We start from the raw sequence: 22,339 nt of genomic DNA on the forward strand, positions 1-22,339 counted from the left end.
CTCTCAGAGGTGGGAAACCGGCGGTATGACGCCCGGTTGTAGGTAGTGTTCGATACGCAGTAACTGGTCAGTCAGTAAAAGCTCGCGATTGAGACCGGTTACCGTCAAAAGTTGTTCACGACTCTGGCAGATATCATGAAGGATAGCGTGCAGCGACTGCCCTGACAGGCGATTCGCCAGCGTGGTGACCAGCGCCCACACGTCAGGGTTAGTCAGAAGCGTAGCCCCCTGCTGAATTTTGAGCGCATCCAGCAGTAGTGCGGCCAGCCAGTGCAGCCGTTCCGGAGCCTGATCGCTGTTCAGCGCTGGCAGCACGCTCAGCCAGTCATGGCTGTCGAGGGCTGATTCAACCGCACGACACAGCGTTTCACGCTGGGACCACACTTCGGGCTGTAATAAGGCCAGCGCAGCCGCAGGCGCACCGCTGCACAGGCGCAACGCTGAGAGCGCCGCGTCTTGTGACACCGTCACTTCCCGCTCAAGCCAGGCGAGTGCCCAGGATTCCTGAGGGACAGCAAGGTGGTGAAGACGGCAGCGACTGCGCAGCGTCGCCAGCAAGCGTTCCGGCTCGCGGCAGGAGAGGAAAAACCAGGTGTTTTCTGGCGGCTCTTCCAGGGTTTTTAACAGCGCGTTGGCTGCGGCTTCCGTGAGCAGCGCGGCATCTTTCAGCCACACCACTTTCGCCCCCCCCAGACGCGCATATTCGTACAGTTTCTCACTGACCTCACGCACCGCGTCGATACCGAGCGTATTTTTGCCCTTCTCAGGTTCGAGGGTGTAATAGTCAGGATGCGTGCCCGCCTGCATGAGCTGGCAACCCCGACACTTACCACAGCTTTTATGTCCTTCCGGCTTTTGGCACATCAGAAAGCGGGTTATGGCATAAATCAACGCATCATCACCCATTCCCGGCAGCGCCTGGATCAGTAACGCATGATGCCCCCGACCAACCTGATAGCTGCCGATCAGCTGTTCAAAGTGTGGGCGCAACCATGGATACCATTTCATGCCTGCTGCTCCTGTAGCCACTGCGTAACGGTCTGCTGAATATCACATGTAACGTCTTCAAGGGATTTCGTCGCATCGATGGTACGAATGGTCTTGTCCTGCCCGGCCAGTTCCAGATAACGCGCACGGGTGCGGTTAAAGAAATCAAAAGACTCCTGTTCGATGCGGTCCAGTTCGCCGCGGGCACGGGCGCGCTTAAGGCCCACCTCAGGGGTCACGTCCAGATACAGCGTCAGGTCAGGACGGAAATCGCCCAGAACCGCGTCGCGAAGCGTAGCCAGCATGGCCTGATCGATACCCCGGCCACCGCCCTGATACGCCTGGGTTGAGAGATCGTGGCGATCGCCAATCACCCATTTGCCTTCTGCCAGAGCGGGTTTGATCACCGTCTCCACCAGCTGAACGCGCGCCGCATAGAACATCAGCACTTCCGCTTTGTCGGTAATAACTTCATCGCCAACGGATTTGATATCCAGAACCAGGCTGCGCAGTTTTTCCGCCAGCTGCGTACCGCCCGGCTCGCGGGTGAAGACCATGTCGGCGACGCCAAGCGATTTCAGCGTATCCACCACCACGTTACGGGCGGTGGTTTTGCCCGCCCCTTCGAGTCCCTCAATGACAATGTATTTACTGCGCATTTTTTTCCTTAAGTGCCTTCAGATAGTCCTGAACGGAGCGATTGTGACTGGCCAGGTTGGTATTGAACGTATGCCCCCCTTTTCCGTCAGCCACAAAATAGAGATACGGCGTTTTGGCCGGGTGCGCGGCGGCCTTCAACGATGCTTCACTCGGCGTCGCAATCGGTCCAGGCGGCAGGCCGCTAATCACGTAGGTATTATACGCCGTTGGCGTTTCCAGATCTTTTCTGGAAATCCTGCCGTTGTAGTTTTCGCCCATGCCGTAGATGACGGTAGGATCGGTTTGCAAACGCATGCCGATGCGCAGACGGTTAATAAACACCGAGGCAACCTGGTCACGTTCGGCAGCAACGGCCGTCTCTTTCTCGATGATCGAGGCCATCGTCATGAACTGGTTTTGATCTTGATAAGGCAGGCCCTCTGCTCGCCCTTTCCACGCAGCGTCTACCGCCGCGACCATTTTGTTGTGCGCGCGCTTCAGAATTGCCACATCCGTCGTGCCTGCCGTATACATCCACGTATCGGGCCAGAACCAGCCTTCCACCCACTCGGGATGTTCGAATTTTAAGGCGTCTGCCACGGTCTGGTAGCGGTCATCTTTCAGCGTATGCTTGATGTACGGCGCGTCACGCAGTTGCCTGAGATAATCGCTCAGACGCATACCTTCCACAAAACGCAATGGAAACTGGGCTTCTTTACCACTCTCCAGCAGTTTCAGCATCTCGCGCACGGTCATGCCAGGGGTGAAACGATAGGTACCGGCCTTGAAATGGGACAGGTCCGGCTGAATACGCAGCAGCCACTGGAATACGCGTGGACGATTGATAATTTTGTCGTCATACAGCTGCTGACCAAGCGCCTGCCGCCCGGTCCCCGCTTTCAGGGTAAAAATCGTCTCGTCTTTAATCAGGATCTGACTTTCAGCCAGCTGACGGACTTTCCACACTCCCGCTCCGCCAGCGATTCCGAACGCAACGATAAGAAGGAGGACAAAGCGTAACATTTTCTTCATGACTACCTGGTTTGCTCACATAACGGGGCCAGAAACTGGAACAGCTCGCGGGATGACCAGCACTTGCGGTCATAAGCGCGAACGGGGACAACGGGCATCAGCGCATTGCAGATAACAACTTCTTCGGCAGCCAGCAGCGCCTCTTCCTTAGCGTTAACTTCGACAACGCGAAAGCCTGCGCGTGCCAGCTGTTGCAAACAAAACTGCCGCATAATGCCGTTGACTCCGGCCTGCTCCAGCGAAGGCGTGAATACGTCACTGCCCTTCCGCCAGAGTAAATTAGCCGCACAGCATTCCGTAATGTACCCTTCGCTGTCAAGAACCAGCGCCTCCCCGGCCTCCGTCTGCTCAAGATGAGTACGAATAAGCACCTGTTCAAGACGGTTAAGATGTTTTATGCCAGCGAGCATCGGGTTTCGCCCCAGACGTACCGGGCTAAGCGCCAGGACTACGCCCTCTTCACGCCAGTGCGCGTAATGGGAAGGATAATCTGAAACGGAAAGGATCCGCGCAGGATGCTGGCAGGCAGAACCGCTATAGCCCCGACCACCGCTGCCGCGGCTGATAATGACTTTCAGGACGCCGCTTGCTTTCTCTGACGCCAGCCGACGCATTTCACTTTCAAGAATGTCCCACTGCGAGAAGGGGATCAGTAATGCTTCGCAGGCTTTTTGTAAACGAAGGATATGGGCCCCGAGCAGGCACACGCCACCGTCGAGAATACGCGCGGTCGTGAAACAGCCATCGCCAAACTGGGTCGCCCTGTCGCTTGCCGGCAGCATTTCTTGCTCAAGGCCATTAATTAAAAACATAGTGGCTCCTTATGCATGGAGGCTCAGTCTGGCAGGATGTGGTTAGCCGGACAAGGGGATATCACCTAATAAAAAAGGCCCGGCAAGCGGACCTTTATTATCGTCAGCGACTAACCAGACTCAGACCTTTTTGAAGATCAGAGAACCGTTAGTCCCACCGAAGCCGAAGGAGTTACACAGGGTGTACTCCATACCGCTAACCTGGCGCGCTTCGTGGGGAACGAAGTCCAGATCGCAACCTTCATCTGGATTATCCAGGTTGATGGTTGGCGGTACAGCCTGATCGCGCAGCGCGAGAATAGAGTAGATTGATTCTACTGCACCCGCCGCACCCAGGAGGTGACCGGTCATGGATTTCGTGGAGCTCACCAGTACACGGCTGGCAGATTCGCCGAAGATAGACTTAACCGCCTGCGCTTCTGCTTTATCGCCCGCAGGGGTAGATGTCCCGTGCGCGTTAACGTAGCCAATCTGTGCCGGCGTAATGCCCGCATCACGGATGGCGTTTTCCATCGCCAGCGCAGCACCTGCGCCGTTCTCTGGAGGAGACGTCATGTGGTAAGCATCGCTGCTCATGCCAAAGCCAACAACTTCAGCATAAATTTTCGCGCCACGTTTTTTCGCGTGTTCGTACTCTTCCAGTACGATCATGCCTGCACCGTCACCCAGCACGAAACCATCACGGTCTTTATCCCACGGACGGCTCGCCGCCTGAGGATTATCGTTTCGGGTAGAGAGCGCACGCGCTGCACCGAAGCCACCGACGCCCAGCGGGGTACTGGCTTTTTCAGCACCGCCCGCAACCATAGCATCTGCATCGCCGTACGCGATGATACGCGCGGCCTGGCCGATGTTATGCACGCCAGACGTACAGGCTGTCGCGATTGAGATGCTTGGGCCACGCAGGCCGAACATAATGGTCAGGTGACCTGCCACCATGTTTACAATCGTAGACGGAACGAAGAACGGGCTGATTTTACGCGGGCCGCCATTCACCAGAGATGTATGGTTTTCCTCGATCAGGCCAAGACCGCCAATCCCGGAGCCGATAGCAGCGCCGATACGGGTAGCGTTCTCTTCCGTAATCTCAAGGCCAGAATCCTGCATGGCCTGAACGCCAGCGACAATTCCATATTGAATGAAGGCATCCATCTTGCGCTGTTCTTTGCGCGAGATGATCTCTTCACAGTTAAAATCCTTTACTAAGCCAGCAAATTTCGTTGCATAGGCGCTAGTATCGAAATGGTCGATTAGGCTGATGCCGCTCTGACCGGCAAGGAGAGCTTTCCAGGTGGACTCTACGGTATTGCCGACAGGAGACAACATGCCAAGTCCGGTCACAACTACACGACGCTTAGACACGTTTGTCCTCCAGGGAGGGATAAAAAAAGAGATTCGTGGGACTACAAAAGATAAAACTCAGGCGGTCGAATGACCGCCTGGAGATGTTCACTTACGCCTGGTGACCGTTGATGTAATCAATGGCAGCCTGAACGGTGGTGATTTTCTCAGCTTCTTCGTCCGGAATCTCAGTATCAAACTCTTCTTCCAGAGCCATTACCAGCTCAACGGTGTCAAGAGAATCTGCGCCCAGGTCTTCAACAAAGGAAGCGGAGTTCACAACTTCTTCCTGCTTAACGCCCAGCTGTTCGCCGATAATTTTCTTAACGCGTTCTTCGATAGTGCTCATACTCTTAAATTTCCTATCAAAACTCGCTTTCGCGATGGTTTTCGTAGTGTATAAAATGTTGAAAAATTTGCAACTAAATCCCGGCAGGTCTTACCACGATTTTACGTTATTTTGAGGCCATTTGCCCAAATAACGCAAATATTTTCGATCGTGATTAAACCATGTACATCCCGCCGTTGACGTGGAGGGTTTCACCAGTGATGTAACCCGCTTCGTCAGAGGCTAAAAATGCAACCGCGCTGGCGATTTCTTTAGGGTCGCCAAGACGACCCGCTGGAACTGCCGCCAGCGTACCCGCACGCTGATCATCAGTCAGCGCACGCGTCATGTCCGTTTCAATAAAGCCCGGAGCAACAACGTTTACAGTAATTCCGCGGGACGCGACTTCGCGCGCCAGCGACTTACTGAAACCGATCAGACCTGCTTTCGCCGCAGCGTAGTTAGCCTGACCAGCATTTCCCATGGTACCAACCACAGAACCTACAGTGATAATACGTCCATGACGCTTTTTCATCATAGCGCGCATTACCGCTTTTGACAGACGGAATACCGATGACAGGTTGGTTTCGATAATATCGTTCCACTCATCATCTTTCATTCGCATCAACAGGTTGTCGCGAGTGATCCCGGCATTATTGACCAGAATATCCACTTCGCCAAACTCTGCGCGAATATTTTCCAGAACAGATTCGATAGATGCTGGTTCAGTCACATTCAGTACCAGACCTTTGCCGTTCGCACCCAGATACTCGCTGATGGCCTGTGCGCCATTCTCGCTGGTCGCAGTCCCGATCACCGTCGCGCCGCGCGCAACCAGTGTTTCAGCAATAGCACGCCCGATACCGCGGCTTGCGCCGGTCACCAGGGCAATTTTTCCTTCAAAACTCATGGTATTCCTCTTTTATTGCGAGAGTGCCGCTTTCATTGCTTCCGGCTCGTTAATCGCCGAGGCAGTCAGGGTGTCTACAATACGTTTTGTCAGACCGGTAAGTACCTTACCTGGACCGACTTCATACAGATGTTCAACGCCCTGAGACGCCATAAATTCAACGGTTTTGGTCCACTGAACTGGGCTGTAGAGCTGGCGAACCAGCGCGTTACGGATAGCCTCCGGCGCGGTTTCGCACTTCACATCGACGTTATTCACAACGGAAATCGTCGGTGCGTTAAAGGTCATTTTTTCCAGCTCAACCGCCAGTTTATCGGCAGCGGGCTTCATCAGCGCACAGTGAGACGGCACGCTCACCGGCAGCGGCAGTGCACGTTTTGCACCCGCAGCTTTACAGGCAGCGCCTGCACGCTCAACCGCTTCTTTATGACCCGCGATAACTACCTGGCCTGGCGAGTTAAAGTTTACCGGAGAAACGACCTGACCTTCAGCAGATTCTTCACAGGCTTTAGCAATAGAAGCATCATCCAGACCGATGATGGCAGACATGCCGCCCGTGCCTTCTGGCACCGCTTCCTGCATAAACTTACCACGCAATTCAACCAGACGGACCGCGTCAGCGAAGGCAATCACCCCTGCGCAGACCAGCGCAGAGTATTCACCCAGGCTATGACCCGCCATCAGCGCCGGCGTTTTGCCGCCCTGCTGCTGCCATACGCGCCACAATGCGACGGAGGCTGCCAGCAGTGCCGGTTGAGTCTGCCAGGTTTTGTTCAGCTCTTCAGCTGGGCCCTGCTGGGTCAGCGCCCACAGATCATAACCCAGCGCGTCAGAAGCTTCACGGAAAGTCTCTTCAATAACCGGATAGTTTGCTGCCATTTCAGACAACATCCCAACAGTTTGTGAGCCCTGTCCCGGGAACACAAAAGCAAATTGCGTCATTTTTTAATCCTTATCCTAGAAACGAACCAGCGCGGAACCCCAGGTGAACCCGCCACCAAAGGCTTCAAGCAAGACCAGTTGGCCCCGTTTAATTCGTCCATCGCGTACCGCTTCGTCAAATGCGCACGGTACCGATGCCGCAGAGGTGTTGCCGTGGCGATCAAGCGTCACCACAACGTTATCCATAGACATGCCCAACTTCTTCGCCGTCGCGCTGATAATACGCAGGTTAGCCTGATGCGGTACCAGCCAGTCGAGTGCGGCGCGATCCAGATTGTTCGCTTCCAGCGTCTCATCAACAATGTGAGCGAGTTCGGTCACGGCCACCTTGAACACTTCATTACCCGCCATTGTCAGGTAAATCGAACTGTCCGGATTAACGCGATCGGCGTTAGGCAGCGTTAACAGCTCGCCGTAGCGACCGTCAGCGTGCAGGTGCGTGGAGATGATGCCTGGTTCTTCGGACTGCCCCAGCAGCACCGCGCCCGCGCCATCGCCAAAAATAATGATTGTGCCGCGATCGGTTGGATCGCAGGTACGCGCCAGCACATCAGCACCGATCACCAACGCATATTTTACGGCACCCGATTTAACATACTGATCGGCGATGCTCAGCGCATAGGTGAAACCCGCGCACGCCGCTGCAACATCAAATGCCGGGCAGCCTTTGATGCCGAGCATGTTCTGCACCTGGCACGCTGCGCTTGGGAAGGCATGCGTGGCAGATGTTGTCGCCACCACAATAAGCCCGATCTGTTCTTTATCAATGCCAGCCATCTCAAGCGCTCGCTGAGCGGCTTCGTAGCCCATGGTGGACACAGTTTCGTCTGGCGCGGCGATACGACGTTCACGGATACCTGTGCGCGTGACAATCCACTCGTCAGACGTATCTACCATTTTTTCAAGATCGGCGTTGGTACGCACTTGTTTTGGCAGGTAGCTGCCGGTACCTAAAATCTTCGTATACATGTACGCTCAGTCACTTTTAGCTAATACAGATCCCAGGCGAGCGGCAATCCTCTGAGGGACTTGTCGCTGCACCGCCTGCACTGCCTGTTCAATCGCGACGGTAAATGCTCGCTGATTGGCGGCGCCATGACTCTTAATCACGATGCCGCGCAATCCTAACAGACAGGCGCCATTATACTGGTCGGGGTTGAGGTGACTGAATCGCCGCGTCAGGCTTTTTTGTAACCAACGCTTTAATAAAATCAGCCACCAGGACCTTTTTTTACCTTCTCCCTGCGATTTCAGCAGAGAAAGGAACATTCGTACGACCCCTTCCATGGTCTTCAACGTCACGTTTCCGGTGAAGCCATCACACACTAATACATCCGTTTTGCCCGTCAGCAACTCATTGGCTTCGAGATAACCAATATAGTTGATGGAGGGAACCTGTTTGAGTATTTCCGCAGCGTCGCGGATACTGTCCAGGCCTTTGGTCTCTTCTTCACCAATATTCAATAACGCAACGCGGGGATTGGTAATCCCGACCACGTCTTCTGCCAGCACCGACCCCATCACGGCAAACTGAGCCAGCATTGTACTATCACAATCTACGTTAGCGCCCAGATCGAGCACCACCGTTTTGCCCTTCTGCTGATGCGGTAACACCGTCACCAGCGCCGGACGCTCAATGCCCTCAATCGGCTTGAGCAATAATTTCGACAGCCCCATCAGCGCGCCAGTATTTCCCGCGCTGACGCAAGCCTGCGCTCGCCCTTCTTTCACCAGCTCCAGCGCCATGCGCATAGAGCTGCCGCGGCTATTACGAATAGCCTGCGATGGCCGGGCATCACTGGCAATAACTGACTGCGCAGGAATAATCTGCAGACGCGAACGTTGTTCAAAGTCAGCTTTTGCAAGTAATGGCGTGATTGTGTCGGGATTACCGACTAAAAGAAGTGTGAGTTGCGAATTAGAATTCAGTGCCTGCAATGCTGCAGGCACTGTCACGGTAGGGCCAAAATCTCCCCCCATGACATCTAACGCCAGGGTTAGACGTGTCAAGGTATCGTCGCAGCCTGGTTCGGTAAACTCCCCGTTTTCACGGGGAAGTTCCTCACTAAGCCTAATCACGCTGACGCGTGATTACTTAGTGATAACCTTGCGGCCGCGGTAGAAACCGTCAGCGGTGATGTGGTGACGCAGGTGTTTCTCACCAGAAGTCTTGTCTACAGACAGGCTGGTAACTGCGGTCAGCGCGTCATGGGAACGACGCATGCCACGTTTGGAACGGGTTGGTTTATTCTGTTGTACGGCCATGGACCTTACTCCTCAATTACTTACGCTTTAAGCTGGCTAATACGGCAAATGGATTTGGTTTTTGCGCTTCATCAGGCAGTTCCCCAAAGACCATGTCCGCCTCGGACACTTCACAGTGTTCAGAATCATGCACCGGAACGACTGGCAGGGAGAGGATGACTTCATCTTCAACCAGCGCCAGAAGATCGATTTCACCGAATTCGTTAACCTCAATCGGTTCATACGCTTCCGGGAGTGCTTCAGCCTGTTCGTCAGAACGAACCGGACTGAAACAATACGTTGTGTGAACATGCTGTACAAACGGTTTCCCGCAGCGCTGACATTCGAGCGTTAACGTCACCTTTGCATCACCGGTTAAAACGGCGAGGCGCTGGTTGTCGATAGCGAACGACATGGAGCACTCTACATCACTGTCCACACTGACTACAGATTCGGCAATACGCTCAGCCTGATCGGAAGAATAGATTCCTTCGTAATCGAGGCGTTTTTGAGCCGTACGAACCGGATCAAGAGTCAGGGGTAATTTTACCTTTTGCATAGGGCGCGCATATTAACTTTGTAACGTCATAGAGTCAAAGAAAAAGGCAACCAGAGCTGCCTTTTGCCAATTATTCGCACACATTGCGGCCTGTAGTTTAAAATGGCTGGCATCGATACGCTATATCTGGTGATAAAAATATGCCAAATCTCGTCCTTGCTTCCACTTCACCTTATCGCCGAATGCTGCTGGAAAAGCTCGGGATCCCGTTTGAATGCGCCGCGCCGGAGGTGGATGAAACGCCACAGCCGGGCGAGTCACCGCGTCATCTGGTGACCCGTCTCGCGAAAGAGAAAGCACAGTCGCTGGCCGTACGTTACCCCGCTCATCTGATTATAGGCTCCGATCAGGTTTGTGTGCTGGGCGGCGAAATCACCGGTAAACCGCATACGGAAGAAAACGCCTGCCAGCAGCTTTTGCGTGCGCGAGGCAGTATCGTGACCTTTTATACCGGCCTGGCGCTTTATAATTCCGCCTCCGGTCATCTGCAAACCGAGTGCGAGCCATTTGATGTGCACTTCCGTCATCTCAGTGAGGAGGAGATTATGGATTACGTGCGTCGGGAACGTCCTCTGAACTGCGCAGGGAGTTTCAAAAGTGAAGGACTGGGAATTGCACTGTTCGACAAGCTGGACGGGCGGGATCCCAACACGCTGGTGGGGTTGCCGCTGATTGCGCTGTGCCAGATGTTAAGGCGAGAAGAGTGTAATCCGCTGACGATGTGATTTTTGCCCAGCGGCGCTTCGCTTGCATGGGCCTACGGATTTCGTAGGCCGGGTAAGCGCAGCGCCACCCGGCACATAATCAGCCGCGCAGAACTTTCAGGCAGCGTTTCAACTGCTCATCCAGCGGCGCTTCAATACGGATAACTTCACCGGTATTAGGATGGGTAAACTTCAGCGCTGCCGCATGCAGGAACAGACGCGACAGCCCCGTACCCGCCAACTGCTTATCAAACTCGCGATCGCCATAGCGATCGTCGAACGCAATCGGATGGCCTGCAAACTGGGTATGGACGCGAATCTGGTGAGTACGCCCCGTCACCGGACTACAGCGCACCAGCGTGGCGAATTCGTAGCGCTCTTCTACTTTAAATCGCGTCTCAGACGGTTTCCCTTCCTGATTTACACGAACAATGCGCTCACCGCTTTGCAGAATATTTTTCAGCAGCGGCGCCTGCACCACTTTCACGTGGGACTGCCACTGGCCGCGCACCAGCGCCAGATAATCTTTCTGCATCCCTTTTTCGCGCAGCTGTTCATGCAGGGAACGCAGTGCAGAACGTTTTTTCGCCACCAGCAGCACGCCTGAGGTATCACGGTCAAGACGGTGAACCAGTTCGAGGAAACGCGCTTCCGGGCGCAGCGCACGTAAACCTTCGATCACGCCGAAGCTCAGACCGCTCCCCCCGTGTACCGCCGTTCCGGACGGTTTATTCAGCACCAGAATGTGGTCGTCCTCATAAAGGATAACGTCACTCAGGGCCGCGACTTTTTGCAGCTTCGGAGAAACGACCTCTTCTTCACGCTCTGCAACACGTACCGGTGGAATGCGGACTTCATCGCCCGCCTCGAGCTTGTACTCGGGCTTCACACGTTTTTTGTTCACCCGCACCTCACCCTTACGCAAGATGCGATAAATCATACTTTTTGGCACACCCTTCAATTGGGTGCGCAAAAAATTATCGATACGTTGCCCCGCCTCGTCGTCGGCGATGGCAACCATTTTTACGGCTGGAGTCTCTGTTTTCATGGTTGGCGATTCTAAATAGCGTCTGACATTAGCGCCACTCATTTTTCTATGCTTATATTTACTTTTATCCGGACCACTCCCCTTTCGCGCAATCGATTTGGTGGTTATTAAACCAATCACCCCGTTGAAGTGAAGAAACTGTGAGTAACCGGGTGATAATTGGTAAAAGTCATCTTGCTATAACCCGGCGAGCAGTGGAATAATGAATCCGTTTTCCGCGTTAAATCCGGGTTTTGTAAGGATGTCGACGGAATGACCAATTTTGTCTGACCGATCATCCACGCAGCAATGGCGTAAGACGTATTGATCTTTCAGGCAGTTAGCGGGCTGCGGGTTGCAGTACTTCCCGGTATAAGGATTGTTCTCTGGAGAGTTTTCCCAGGCAATTCCCCTGATAATTGCGCTGTGTTTCCCTATGAAATACAGGCAACCGACACTCTGCGCCTCTTAAGCGAGCGACAACCGTGAGGTTGGCGACGTGAATAGACACGAGGCCATCGGTTCATACCCCGGAAAGCGTCACCTTGCCCGCAGCTTTGTCGTCAATGTAAGAATAACGAGTAAGTTACGATGAAAAGAATGTTAATCAACGCAACTCAGCAAGAAGAGTTGCGTGTCGCCCTTGTGGATGGGCAGCGCCTGTACGATCTGGATATCGAAAGTCCTGGACACGAACAGAAAAAAGCGAACATTTACAAAGGCAAAATCACCCGCATTGAACCAAGCCTTGAAGCTGCATTTGTCGATTACGGTGCTGAGCGTCACGGTTTCCTTCCTCTCAAAGAAATCGCCCGCGAATATTTTCCTGCAAACTACAACTCCCATGGCCGTCCGAACATCAAAGATGTTCTGCGTGAAGGTCAGGAAGTTATCGTCCAGATCGATAAAGAAGAGCGTGGCAACAAAGGCGCCGCGCTGACCACCTTTATCAGTCTGGCAGGAAGCTATCTGGTATTGATGCCAAACAACCCGCGTGCGGGTGGCATCTCTCGCCGTATCGAAGGCGATGACCGTACCGAGCTGAAAGAAGCACTGGCAAGTCTTGAACTGCCAGACGGCATGGGCCTTATCGTGCGCACCGCAGGCGTTGGCAAATCTGCCGAAGCGTTGCAGTGGGACCTGAGCTTCCGCCTGAAACACTGGGAAGCCATCAAGAAAGCGGCAGAAAGCCGTGCTGCGCCGTTCCTGATCCACCAGGAAAGCAACGTCATCGTGCGTGCCTTCCGTGATTATCTGCGTCAGGACATCGGTGAAATTCTGATTGATAACCCGAAAGTGCTTGAGCTGGCTCGCCAGCACATCGCCGCACTGGGTCGCCCGGATTTCACCAGCAAAATTAAACTGTACACCGGTGAAATCCCGCTGTTCAGCCATTATCAGATTGAATCCCAGATCGAGTCTGCCTTCCAGCGTGAAGTGCGTCTGCCGTCCGGCGGTTCTATCGTTATCGATACCACCGAAGCGTTGACCGCCATCGACATCAACTCCGCGCGAGCAACCCGCGGCGGCGACATCGAAGAGACCGCCTTCAATACCAACCTTGAAGCCGCTGATGAAATCGCCCGCCAGCTCCGCCTGCGCGACCTGGGTGGTCTGATCGTTATCGACTTCATCGACATGACCCCGGTTCGCCATCAGCGTGCGGTTGAAAACCGTCTGCGTGAAGCGGTGCGCCAGGATCGCGCGCGTATCCAGATCAGCCATATTTCTCGCTTTGGCCTGCTGGAGATGTCCCGTCAGCGCCTCAGCCCGTCTCTGGGTGAGTCCAGCCATCACGTCTGCCCGCGCTGTTCCGGTACAGGTACCGTTCGTGACAATGAATCTCTCTCCCTCTCTATTCTGCGTCTGATTGAAGAAGAAGCGCTGAAAGAGAACACCAAAGAGGTTCACGCTATTGTTCCGGTGCCGATTGCCTCCTACCTGCTGAACGAAAAACGTGCAGCGGTGAGCGCAATCGAAGCGCGTCAGGGCGGCGTTCGCTGCATCATCGTGCCAAACGACGAGATGCAAACCCCGCACTATCACGTGCTGCGCGTGCGCAAAGGCGAAGAGACAAGCACCCTCAGCTACCTGCTGCCGAAGCTGCATGAAGAAGAAATGGCGCTGCCGTCTGATGAAGAGCCTGCCGAGCGTAAACTGCCTGAGCAGCCAGCTTTAGCGACCTTTATCATGCCGGAAGCACCGCCAGAAGCGACGCTGGAAAAACCAGCGGAAAAACCTGCTGTGCAGAAAGTGGCTCCTGCCGCGCCAAAAGCGCAGCCTGAGCAGCCTGGTCTCCTGAGCCGCATCATCGGTGCGCTGAAAAAAATGTTTGCCGCCGAAGAAGTTCAGCCTGAGGAGCCGAAAGAAGCGCCAAAAGAAGCGAAACCAGAGCGTCAGCAGGACCGTCGTAAGCGTCAGAACAACCGTCGCGACCGCAACGACCGTGGCGATCGTAATGAGCGCCGTGATAATCGTTCCGATAACAACGAAGGTCGTGAACAGCGCGAGGACAACCGTCGCAACCGTCGCGAGAAGCAACAGCAGAACGTTGAAGATCGTGAGATTCGCCAGCAGGCGGGCGATGAGTCCGAGAAGAGCAAACAGCGTGACGAGCAGCAGCCTCGCCGCGAGCGTAACCGTCGTCGTAACGATGACAAACGCCAGGCTCAGCAGGAAGTCAAAAACCTGAATCGCGAAGCGCCTGTAGAACAGCAGGACACTGAGCAGGAAGAGCGTACTCAGGTTATGCCGCGTCGTAAGCAGCGCCAGCTGACCCAGAAAGTACGTGTGGGTGTTGTTCAGGCCGAAGAAAACGACGTTATCGCGGTTGAAGCGGCTGAAAGCACAACGGGCACTCAGGTTGCGAAAGTTGACCTGCCAGCCGTAGTGGAAAATCAGGTTGAGCAGGACGAAAGCAGCGAAAACCGTGATAACGCAGGTATGCCGCGTCGCTCCCGCCGTTCTCCACGCCATCTGCGCGTGAGCGGTCAGCGTCGCCGTCGTTATCGTGACGAGCGTTACCCGACCCAGTCTCCAATGCCAATGACCGTGGCGTGCGCGTCACCTGAGATGGCCTCCGGTAAAGTCTGGATCCGTTATCCGGTTGCACGTCCGGAGCAGGCTGTTGAAGAACAGGCTGTTACCGAAGAGGTGATTGCACCGGTCGTCGCGGTGGAAGACGTCGTGACTGAAGCGGCAACCGTGGTCGAACCGCAGGTTGTTGAAACAGCGCCGCCGCAGGCTGTGGAAGTGGAAACGACCCATCCTGAAGTGATTGCTGCGCCGGTTGATGCCGCACCGCAGATCATTGCCGAAGAAGATACCGTGGTGGCTGAAGAAGTCGCGGAAGACGCTAAGCCTGTATCCGCAGCAGAAGAGCCCGCAGACGTTGCCGTCGAAACGGTGACGGAAGAGGTTGTTCAGGACGTCGAGATTCAGGTTGAACCTGTTGTCGAAGAGGTCAAAGCGCCTGAAGTGAAATCTGAGCCGGTTGAGATCGTTGAAGCTGTAGCGCCTGCTCACATTGCTACCGCGCCAATGACTCGTGCCCCGGCACCTGAGTACGTGCCTGAAGCACCACGCCATAGTGACTGGGTTCGTCCGGAATTCAACTTCGAAGGTAAAGGTGCTGCCGGTGGTCACAGTGCGACGCACATGGCTACTGCCCCAGCTACTCGTCCTCAGCCTGTTGAATAACGCACGCTAAGACTGAAAGCCGACCTTCGGGTCGGCTTTTTTATGGCTGTTGCAGGGGCTTTCTCATACCGGTGACCTCCGGCATTATCTGCCGCATCAGCTCCAGAAAACGCCGCAAGCGCGCCGGATAATAGCGTGACCAGGGATAAACCAGATGTACCGGTAGCGCTGCTGGCTGCCACTCTGGCAGTAAATGCACCAGTCGCCCTTCCCGAATATCATCCTGTACCGTCCAGCTGGATACCACCGCCACGCCTAGCCCGGTGAGTGCCGTATTGCGCGCTACATACAGGCTGTCGGTACTCAGGCGTGGCGTAATGGTAACTCTCGCCGGGGTGGGTGTTGCCTCGTGGAAGAGTTCCACATGGCGTTGATAAAAAGAGCTGATTGCAATCCAGGGGAGATGTTGCAGATCGTCCGGCGTGTTAACCGCGGGAAAACGGGCCAGGAGTGCCGGTGACGCTACCACCGAGCGCGGCACTTCAGCCAGTAGCACAGACACGGTTGCCGGATCGACTTCCACGCCCACCCGAATAGCACAGTCAAGGTTGTCGCCGAGGAAATCAACCGAGCGATCGTTAAGCATCCACTCAACAGAAAGCTGGGGATAGCGCTGCAAAAATTGGGTTAACGGTTTTAGTAGCTGATCCTGGCCAAACGCGTGAGGCGCGCGCACCCTCAGCACCCCGACCGGTTCATCTTCCGTCTGCCCCACCTCGTCTTCCAGCGCCAGCCAGCTGTCAATTACCCGTCGGGCATGCTGATAGCAACGTTCACCGTCATCGGTAAGCCGTGTGGTATGGGTTGTGCGCAGTATCAGGCGCACGCCCAGCATGGTTTCAAGTGACTGCAACCGTCGGCTCACCGTGGCCTGGGTTGTTGCCAGCTGACGTGCCGCCGCAGAAAGGGACCCCGCCTCCACAATGCGAACAAAGGTTCGCATCAGTTCTACACGATCTATACGCTCAGTCCGTTTCATATCATTTGCACCTATACGCTACACGTATAAGCGTTTTACCACCGCGCCCGCTACCGTCGCAAGGCGTACTGATAAAAAATAGCCGCACACGACGAATGAGGAACATCTTATGAACACAACCACCACCCGGGCCGTAAGCCGCTGGGTAATCTTAATGCTGGCGCTCGGTGCGGGCTTCAGCGTGGCATCCATCTATTATGCCCAGCCTCTGCTGCCGCTGATGGGCTCAGACCTGCACCTGAGCATCGAAGGCATGGGCATGGTCCCGACGCTCACCCAGGCGGGTTATGCCTTAGGTATCCTGTTTCTGCTCCCGCTCGGCGATCGTTATGACCGCAGAACGTTGATCCTGATAAAAAGTGCAGCTCTGGCGCTTTTCCTGCTGAGTTGTAGCCTGACCGGACAACTGCACTCCCTACTGCTCACCAGCCTGCTGATTGGCATGGCCGCCACCATGGCGCAGGATATTGTCCCGGCCGCAGCGATCCTCGCGCCGGAAGGCAAACAGGGAAAAACAGTCGGCACGGTGATGACCGGCCTGCTGCTGGGGATTTTGCTCTCCAGAACCGTGAGCGGCGTGGTGGGTGAAGCCTTTGGCTGGCGAGTGATGTATCAGCTGGCCGCCGCAAGCATTGCCTTTATCGGCGTGGTGATGTGGGCCGTACTTCCCCGCTTCGCCGTTCATTCCACGCTGAGCTACCCGGCACTGATGCGCTCCATGGAACACCTCTGGCGTCGCTACCCGGCGCTGCGTCGGGCTGCGCTGGCTCAGGGTTTTCTGTCGATTGCTTTTAGTGCGTTCTGGTCGACGCTGGCGGTCATGCTGCTGGAACGGTATCACCTTGGCAGCGCCGTGGCGGGTGGTTTTGGTATTGCCGGAGCCGCAGGCGCGCTGGCCGCACCGCTGGCAGGCGGTCTGGCCGATAAGCTGGGCGCCGGTAAAGTGACCCAACTGGGTGCCGCGCTGGTGACCCTCTCGTTTGCTCTGATGTTCCTGATACCAGCCCTGGGTGTACACGGCCAGTTGCTCCTGATTGCCCTCTCCGCGGTCGGTTTCGATCTCGGTTTGCAGTCCAGCCTCGTGGCGCACCAGAACCTGGTCTACAGCCTTGAGCCGCAGGCCCGTGGGCGCCTTAACGCCCTGCTGTTTACCGTCATTTTCATCGGAATGGCGCTGGGTTCGGCATTAGGCAGCAATATCTATACGCTGGCAGGCTGGACGGGCGTGGTAGCACTGGCAACCCTGTGTGGTGCCATTGCGCTGGCTATCAGAGTGATTGAAAGCGCCCGGGTGGTGTCCGCTCAGGCAGAAAGTGTGTAAAAAAAATGCCCAACCCGGACGGGTTGGGCAGTCAAAACATGCCCAGTTTCAAGACATGTCAAACAGGTCAGAGTCTTATCTGTTCATCTGGAACAAAGACATACCCTGCATATCGCTAAAGGCTTTATACGAGGCCTGCAACGCCGCCTGCTGCATGGTGTAGGACGAAATCACCGAGTTCCAGTCTACGTCAACCAGGTTACTCATCTGCTGGGTCTGACCCAGCGCGCGGTCTTCACCCAGAGCGTCCAGCTTGCCCAGCTCATCCAGCTTGATGCCGAGGTCCGCGCGAACGGTTAACACGTTGTTGAGGGAGTTGCTCAGGCCACGGTTGGCTTTATCAATAGCCGCCGTAAATGCTTCAGCCTTCGTTTCGTCATCGCCAATCGGCTTATTCAGCGCTTCAATTGCGGAGTCGAGGATCTTGAACAAATTCGTTTCCGGCGCACTACCATCTGGCTCTGGCTTCGCATTGCTGGTGAAGCTATCGAAAACTTCAGTGCCCGTATGGCTGATTTGCATCGTGCGCGCAGAGTCAACCTGCTGGCTGATTGGCGTTCCGCCACCCTTATAATCACCCGTAGCCTGGTCGAAAGCCGCCGCTTCGGTTTTGTAACCGGAAAAAATATAGCGACCGTTACCGTCCGTGCTGTTAGCCAGGTTCATGAGCTGATCGCGAATACCTTGCAGGTTCGTTGCCAGCGAAGCGCGGTCATCGTCACTTAACGTACCGTTGCCTGCATTGACAATCTTTTCCTGAGCAGCCTGGATAGCGGTTGTCACTTGCGATAACACGTTTTCTTCCAGCGAGACTTTCGTCGTAGCGAAGGAGCGCGCCAGCGCATACTGGCTATTTTGCGTTTGGGCCTGAGAGAGCACAACGGCCTGCGAAGCGGCAATCGGATCGTCAGACGGACGGTTGATACGCTTCCCCGTAGACATCTGCTCGCCGTAGCTGAGCCAGAGACTTTGGGAGTTCGTCACGCCGCGCATGCTTTGCTCATACATCATTTGAGTACTAATACGCATTTTTTATGCCTCAGCCTTAGCGGATATTGATCAATGCATCAAACAGCGTGCTCGCCGTTTGCAGCACCTGCGCATTCGCCAGATAGTACTGCTGATAGCGTTGCAGGTTGCCATACTCTTCATCCAGGTTAACCCCGGAGATTGACTGCTGTTGTTTGGTCAGCTGCGTAACAACGTTAACTTTGGTTTCGCTGCTGGTTTTCAGCGACGCCGTGGTGCTGCCCACCGTACTGACCAGCGCGGCATAAGCATCGTTAAAGGTTTTGTTCCCCCCCACCAGCTTGGCGCTCTGCAAATCCAGCAGCTTTTGGCCATTGGTATTGTCGCTTTCGCCGCTTCCTTTCGCGGAAGCCATCGCCAGTTTGGATTCGTCGCTGATCGCAACGTCCATATTCACGATAACGTCATTCACCGGCTTCACGATAAAGCTGTCTTTATTATTGGCCGAGCCGCTAATGTTGACGTTGAGGCCATCAAACGAAAGATTACCGCTGGTATCCGGCATAGCCGTGAAGCTGGTGTTGTCTGACAGACGCGTGATTGTCCAGTCAGTACCGTTATACTCAACTTTGTAGTTTGTCGCCTGGACCTTGGTACTGTCCGTCATCGTTGCCGTCACGGACGCGCTTCCGGTGTTCTTACCGTTACTCAGCACTGCCGGGGAGCCAAAATCAAACAGCTTGCCGCCTGCGTCCCCGTTGGCATCAAAGCCCGCCTGGTGCTGGGTATTCATGGCATCCGCAAACGCCAGCGCCATCTGGTTAAGCGTATTTCGCGCCTGATCCAGATCCTGAGAACGGAACGTTAACAGCCCCCCAAGCGACCCCGTGGTGATCTGTTTTTCCGAGATCTCCACGTTGCCCGCTGCGGCATCCACATACGCAATCGTTGTACGTGCAGGGTCCGCGCTGGATTTCACCGCAGCCAGCTGGCTGGCGTTGCTGCCCTGTACCAGGGTGTAGCCGTTGGCGATAGAGATGTTGTAGGTGCCGCTGTCCTGTACGGTCACGTCCACACCGACAATTTTGTTCAGCTCACTCACCAGCTGATCGCGCTGATCGAGCAGTTCGTTCGGGGATGCGCCCGCCCCTACGCCAGTCAGCCGGGAAATCTGATCGTTAAGGTTGGCAATCTGCTTCGCATAGTTATTGATCTGATCGACGCTGGTAGAAATCGCCGTATTGACCTGCGCATCCTGATCGCGGAGATATTGATCGTTAGTTTTGAACTGGTTTACCAGACCATCTGCCTTCCCGAGTACCGTCTGGCGTGCAGCCGGATCTTCTGCGTTACTCACCAGCGTTTGCAGGCTTTTAAAGAAATCCTGGAGGTTGGCAGAAAGCGAGTTCGTGGTATCCGACAGCACGTCGTCAATTTTCGACATCTGCTGGTAGCGCGTGGTCAGGCCGCTGCTCTGGTTCTGCGCCGCGCGCAGCTGGTTGGTAATAAACGCATCATATTCACGCTGAACGCCGGAGACATAGACCCCGTTACCCACCCAGCCGCCGCCGGTCAGGGTGCTGTTTGATGCGCCCAGAATGGTAGTCTGGCGGGTATAACCTGCCACGTTGTAGCTTGAAATATTATTACTGACGGTATTGAGTGCCGACTGCGCAGCACTGAGGCCACTCATGGCGCTGTTAATCAAACTGGACATGGGGGTTCCTTTTATACGTTCAGACACGAGTCCTGATGAAGGTTATCGGCAACCTCCACCGGGACTTGAGAACTTTCAGAACAGATTTTCGAGATCTGTGCTATACGCTTTGCTGACCTTCTCAGACATGGATTTCAGCTGCTGGATCATGCTGGTCAGCTTGCGTGCATAGTTTGGATCGGTCGCGTAGCCGGCATTCTGCAATGCCTGAGCGCCCTGCTCTGGCGTGGTGGCCTGGGTCACGGCGGTGTAGCGCGGATTCCGGCTCAACAGCCCGACATAATCCGACAACGCTTCCAGATACGAGCTGTAGACGCGGAATTTGGCTTTCACCTTCACTGCCGCACCGTTCTCATATTCGGTGGTGGTAATTTCCGTGGTCGGCCCCTTCCAGCTGGAGGTGGCCTTCACGCCAAAGATGTTGAAGCTCGGCTCGCCGTTCTCCCTGCGGATCTGGCGTTGCCCCCAGCCCGACTCCAGCGCCGCCTGCGCCAGAATCAGATGGTGTGGCACGCCGCTTTCTTCACTGGCAAGACGCGCCGGCAGGGAGAGCTGCGCCAGGAAGTCTTGGCTGTCGCCGGAGAGCGGCTCGTCACGCGTTTCTGTCGGCTTCGGCATCGCCTTACGCACCATCTGCGTCAGCGCCTGATTTTGATAACTGGTCACCTTTTCCAGATCAAACTTCAGCGGCACCTGCGGCGGAGCCTCTTCAGGTGGCAGCCCCTGAGCGGCTGCGGTCTGTTTCACAATCATGTCCGCCAGGCCGAGCCCCTTTCCGGCGGTCATTTGCTGGGCAATCTGCTGATCGTACATGCTGGTGTAAAGCCGTGTGGAATCGCTGCTGAACATGCCATCTTTCGGCAGGGTTTCACGCATGCTTTTCAACATCATCTGCACGAACATGCCTTCCACCTGACGGGCAACCGGGCGGATATTCGCCGCCGGATCCTTGCCCGCTTTGGTTTTCAGCTCGTTGAGCGACTGGGCATCCCAGGCGGCACTGGTCAACAGTTTGCTATCGGTCAGCATTTAGATGATTTCCAGTTTAGCGCGCAGGCAGCCTGCACTTTGCATGGATTGCAGAATGGACATCAGATCCATTGGCGTTGCACCCAGCGCGTTCAGGGCACGCACCACGCTGTTCAGGTTGGCGCTGGAGCGCACGCTCTGCAACGATCCGCCGCTCTGTCGTAAATCAATCTGCGTTTGCGGGGTCACTACCGTCTGACCGCCACCAAACGGGGTATCCGGCTGGCTGACGTTGGCCGAGCGGTTAACCGTGACGGAGAGATTGCCCTGCGCCACGGCGCAGCTGTCCAGCGTCACTTCGCGGTTCATCACCACCGATCCGGTACGGGAGTTGATAATGACTTTTGCATCCTGCACCGACACGTTCACTTCCATATTCTGGATATCGGCCAGCATCCGCACCTGGTTGCTGCTACCGGTTGACGTGCGGATCTGCACGGTACGGGCATCCAGCGCGGTGGCGCTGCCGTAACCCCGGCTGCGGTTGATGGTGTCAGCAATCTGCTGCGCCATCGTGAAGTCTTCGTTATTCAGTTGCAGGTTAATGGTGTTGCCGGTGCCGAACTGGGTCGGCAGCTCACGTTCGATGATCGCGCCGTTAGTAATACGTCCCCCGTTCAGCTGGTTCACCTGCACGCTGCTGCCGCCCGCCGACGCACCTGCCCCGCCAACCAGAATGTTGCCCTGCGCCAGAGCATACACCTGGCTGTCGACGCCTTTCAGCGGCGTCATCAACAACGTACCGCCGCGCAGGCTTTTGGCGTTACCCATCGACGAGACAACCACGTCGATGGTTTGCCCCTGACGCGCAAAGGCCGGATAAGACGCGGTCACCATCACCGCCGCCACGTTTTTCAGCTGCATGTTGGTCCCCGCCGGTACGGTAATACCGAGCTGAGAGAGCATGTTGTTCAGGCTCTGGGTGGTGAACGGCGTCTGGGTCGTCTGGTCACCCGTCCCATCCAGCCCCACCACCAGGCCGTAGCCAATCAGGGAGTTTTCGCGCACGCCCTGCACGCTGGTGAGATCGCGAATGCGATCGGCCTGCGCAACGGTAGCGACCAGCGACAGCGCCACGGCGAAGAGAAATTTATACATAG

The 22,339-nt window shown here is 55.5% G+C and carries 21 protein-coding genes; 3 read left to right on the top strand and 18 right to left on the bottom strand.

All coding sequences use genetic code 11. From position 1 onward, the window contains the following. Window positions 1-3: 3 nt before the first annotated feature. The 12 genes from holB to yceD form a co-directional block, all read right to left on the bottom strand. Window positions 4-1,008 (bottom strand): DNA polymerase III subunit delta', encoded by a 1,005-nt coding sequence (holB, locus tag AC4OVS_RS13960; RefSeq protein ID WP_491922507.1) that lies wholly within the window; start codon window positions 1,006-1,008, stop codon window positions 4-6. Beyond that, complete coding sequence (gene tmk / locus AC4OVS_RS13965; protein ID WP_491922508.1) at window positions 1,005-1,646, bottom strand: dTMP kinase; 642 nt, start codon at window positions 1,644-1,646, stop codon at window positions 1,005-1,007. The genes holB and tmk overlap by 4 nt, the downstream gene beginning before the upstream one ends. Then, window positions 1,636-2,658: a cell division protein YceG gene (gene yceG, locus AC4OVS_RS13970; RefSeq protein ID WP_491922509.1), complete on the bottom strand. Its 1,023-nt coding sequence runs from the start codon at window positions 2,656-2,658 to the stop codon at window positions 1,636-1,638. Before yceG ends, tmk begins: the two co-directional genes overlap by 11 nt. Window positions 2,659-2,660: 2 nt before the next feature. Next, on the bottom strand, window positions 2,661-3,470 hold the full coding sequence (gene pabC / locus AC4OVS_RS13975; protein ID WP_023299796.1) for an aminodeoxychorismate lyase: 810 nt from the start codon (window positions 3,468-3,470) through the stop codon (window positions 2,661-2,663). 120 nt (window positions 3,471-3,590) lie between these two features. Beyond that, window positions 3,591-4,832, bottom strand: a complete 1,242-nt coding sequence (gene fabF, locus AC4OVS_RS13980) for a beta-ketoacyl-ACP synthase II (protein ID WP_022647740.1) — start codon at window positions 4,830-4,832, stop codon at window positions 3,591-3,593. A gap of 91 nt (window positions 4,833-4,923) precedes the next feature. After that, entirely contained in the window at window positions 4,924-5,160 is a 237-nt protein-coding gene (gene acpP, locus AC4OVS_RS13985; protein ID WP_003857954.1) for an acyl carrier protein, read from the bottom strand. A gap of 154 nt (window positions 5,161-5,314) precedes the next feature. Next, on the bottom strand, window positions 5,315-6,049 hold the full coding sequence (fabG, locus tag AC4OVS_RS13990) for a 3-oxoacyl-ACP reductase FabG (RefSeq protein ID WP_022647739.1): 735 nt from the start codon (window positions 6,047-6,049) through the stop codon (window positions 5,315-5,317). Window positions 6,050-6,061: 12 nt separating this feature from the next. Next, window positions 6,062-6,991 (bottom strand): ACP S-malonyltransferase, encoded by a 930-nt coding sequence (gene fabD / locus AC4OVS_RS13995; protein WP_022647738.1) that lies wholly within the window; start codon window positions 6,989-6,991, stop codon window positions 6,062-6,064. A gap of 15 nt (window positions 6,992-7,006) precedes the next feature. After that, window positions 7,007-7,960: a beta-ketoacyl-ACP synthase III gene (locus AC4OVS_RS14000; protein ID WP_003857960.1), complete on the bottom strand. Its 954-nt coding sequence runs from the start codon at window positions 7,958-7,960 to the stop codon at window positions 7,007-7,009. 6 nt (window positions 7,961-7,966) lie between these two features. Beyond that, on the bottom strand, window positions 7,967-9,001 hold the full coding sequence (plsX, locus tag AC4OVS_RS14005; protein ID WP_152811225.1) for a phosphate acyltransferase PlsX: 1,035 nt from the start codon (window positions 8,999-9,001) through the stop codon (window positions 7,967-7,969). Window positions 9,002-9,082: 81 nt separating this feature from the next. Next, complete coding sequence (gene rpmF, locus AC4OVS_RS14010; RefSeq protein WP_003857964.1) at window positions 9,083-9,256, bottom strand: 50S ribosomal protein L32; 174 nt, start codon at window positions 9,254-9,256, stop codon at window positions 9,083-9,085. Window positions 9,257-9,272: 16 nt separating this feature from the next. Further along, a complete protein-coding gene (gene yceD, locus AC4OVS_RS14015; protein ID WP_491922510.1) occupies window positions 9,273-9,794 on the bottom strand; it encodes a 23S rRNA accumulation protein YceD in 522 nt (173 codons plus the stop codon). Window positions 9,795-9,934: 140 nt separating this feature from the next. Here yceD and AC4OVS_RS14020 point away from each other — a divergent pair, with 140 nt between their 5' ends. Further along, window positions 9,935-10,519: a Maf family protein gene (locus AC4OVS_RS14020; protein WP_032624478.1), complete on the top strand. Its 585-nt coding sequence runs from the start codon at window positions 9,935-9,937 to the stop codon at window positions 10,517-10,519. 79 nt (window positions 10,520-10,598) lie between these two features. On the opposite strand, the gene rluC is transcribed toward AC4OVS_RS14020, so the two are convergent. Then, a complete protein-coding gene (rluC, locus tag AC4OVS_RS14025) occupies window positions 10,599-11,546 on the bottom strand; it encodes a 23S rRNA pseudouridine(955/2504/2580) synthase RluC (RefSeq protein ID WP_003857970.1) in 948 nt (315 codons plus the stop codon). Window positions 11,547-12,116: 570 nt separating this feature from the next. Here rluC and rne point away from each other — a divergent pair. After that, the gene (rne, locus tag AC4OVS_RS14030; protein ID WP_023305866.1) at window positions 12,117-15,224 is read left to right on the top strand and encodes a ribonuclease E; all 3,108 of its coding nucleotides are present in this window, start codon (window positions 12,117-12,119) and stop codon (window positions 15,222-15,224) included. Window positions 15,225-15,264: 40 nt separating this feature from the next. Here rne and AC4OVS_RS14035 read toward each other — a convergent pair whose 3' ends face one another. Continuing rightward, entirely contained in the window at window positions 15,265-16,203 is a 939-nt protein-coding gene (locus AC4OVS_RS14035; protein ID WP_303756393.1) for a LysR family transcriptional regulator, read from the bottom strand. Between the two features lie 109 nt (window positions 16,204-16,312). Between AC4OVS_RS14035 and AC4OVS_RS14040 the strand changes: the two genes are divergently transcribed. Further along, window positions 16,313-17,524, top strand: coding sequence for an MFS transporter (locus AC4OVS_RS14040; protein WP_333027342.1), 1,212 nt, complete (start codon window positions 16,313-16,315; stop codon window positions 17,522-17,524). 75 nt (window positions 17,525-17,599) lie between these two features. Here the strand turns inward: AC4OVS_RS14040 and flgL are convergent, their stop codons facing one another. The 4 genes from flgL to AC4OVS_RS14060 all read right to left on the bottom strand — a co-directional run bounded on the left by flgL (window position 17,600) and on the right by AC4OVS_RS14060 (window position 22,337). Beyond that, window positions 17,600-18,553, bottom strand: a complete 954-nt coding sequence (gene flgL / locus AC4OVS_RS14045) for a flagellar hook-associated protein FlgL (RefSeq protein WP_063841141.1) — start codon at window positions 18,551-18,553, stop codon at window positions 17,600-17,602. Window positions 18,554-18,569: 16 nt separating this feature from the next. Next, window positions 18,570-20,210 carry a flagellar hook-associated protein FlgK gene (gene flgK / locus AC4OVS_RS14050; RefSeq protein WP_045307939.1) on the bottom strand — a complete coding sequence of 547 codons (1,641 nt, stop codon included), beginning with the start codon at window positions 20,208-20,210 and terminating at the stop codon, window positions 18,570-18,572. Between the two features lie 75 nt (window positions 20,211-20,285). Continuing rightward, window positions 20,286-21,239, bottom strand: coding sequence for a flagellar assembly peptidoglycan hydrolase FlgJ (gene flgJ / locus AC4OVS_RS14055; RefSeq protein ID WP_063152019.1), 954 nt, complete (start codon window positions 21,237-21,239; stop codon window positions 20,286-20,288). Further along, window positions 21,240-22,337, bottom strand: a complete 1,098-nt coding sequence (locus AC4OVS_RS14060; RefSeq protein WP_022647728.1) for a flagellar basal body P-ring protein FlgI — start codon at window positions 22,335-22,337, stop codon at window positions 21,240-21,242. Between the last annotated feature and the right edge of the window lie 2 nt (window positions 22,338-22,339).

This window comes from Enterobacter sp. 4974935 (genome assembly GCF_058661735.1).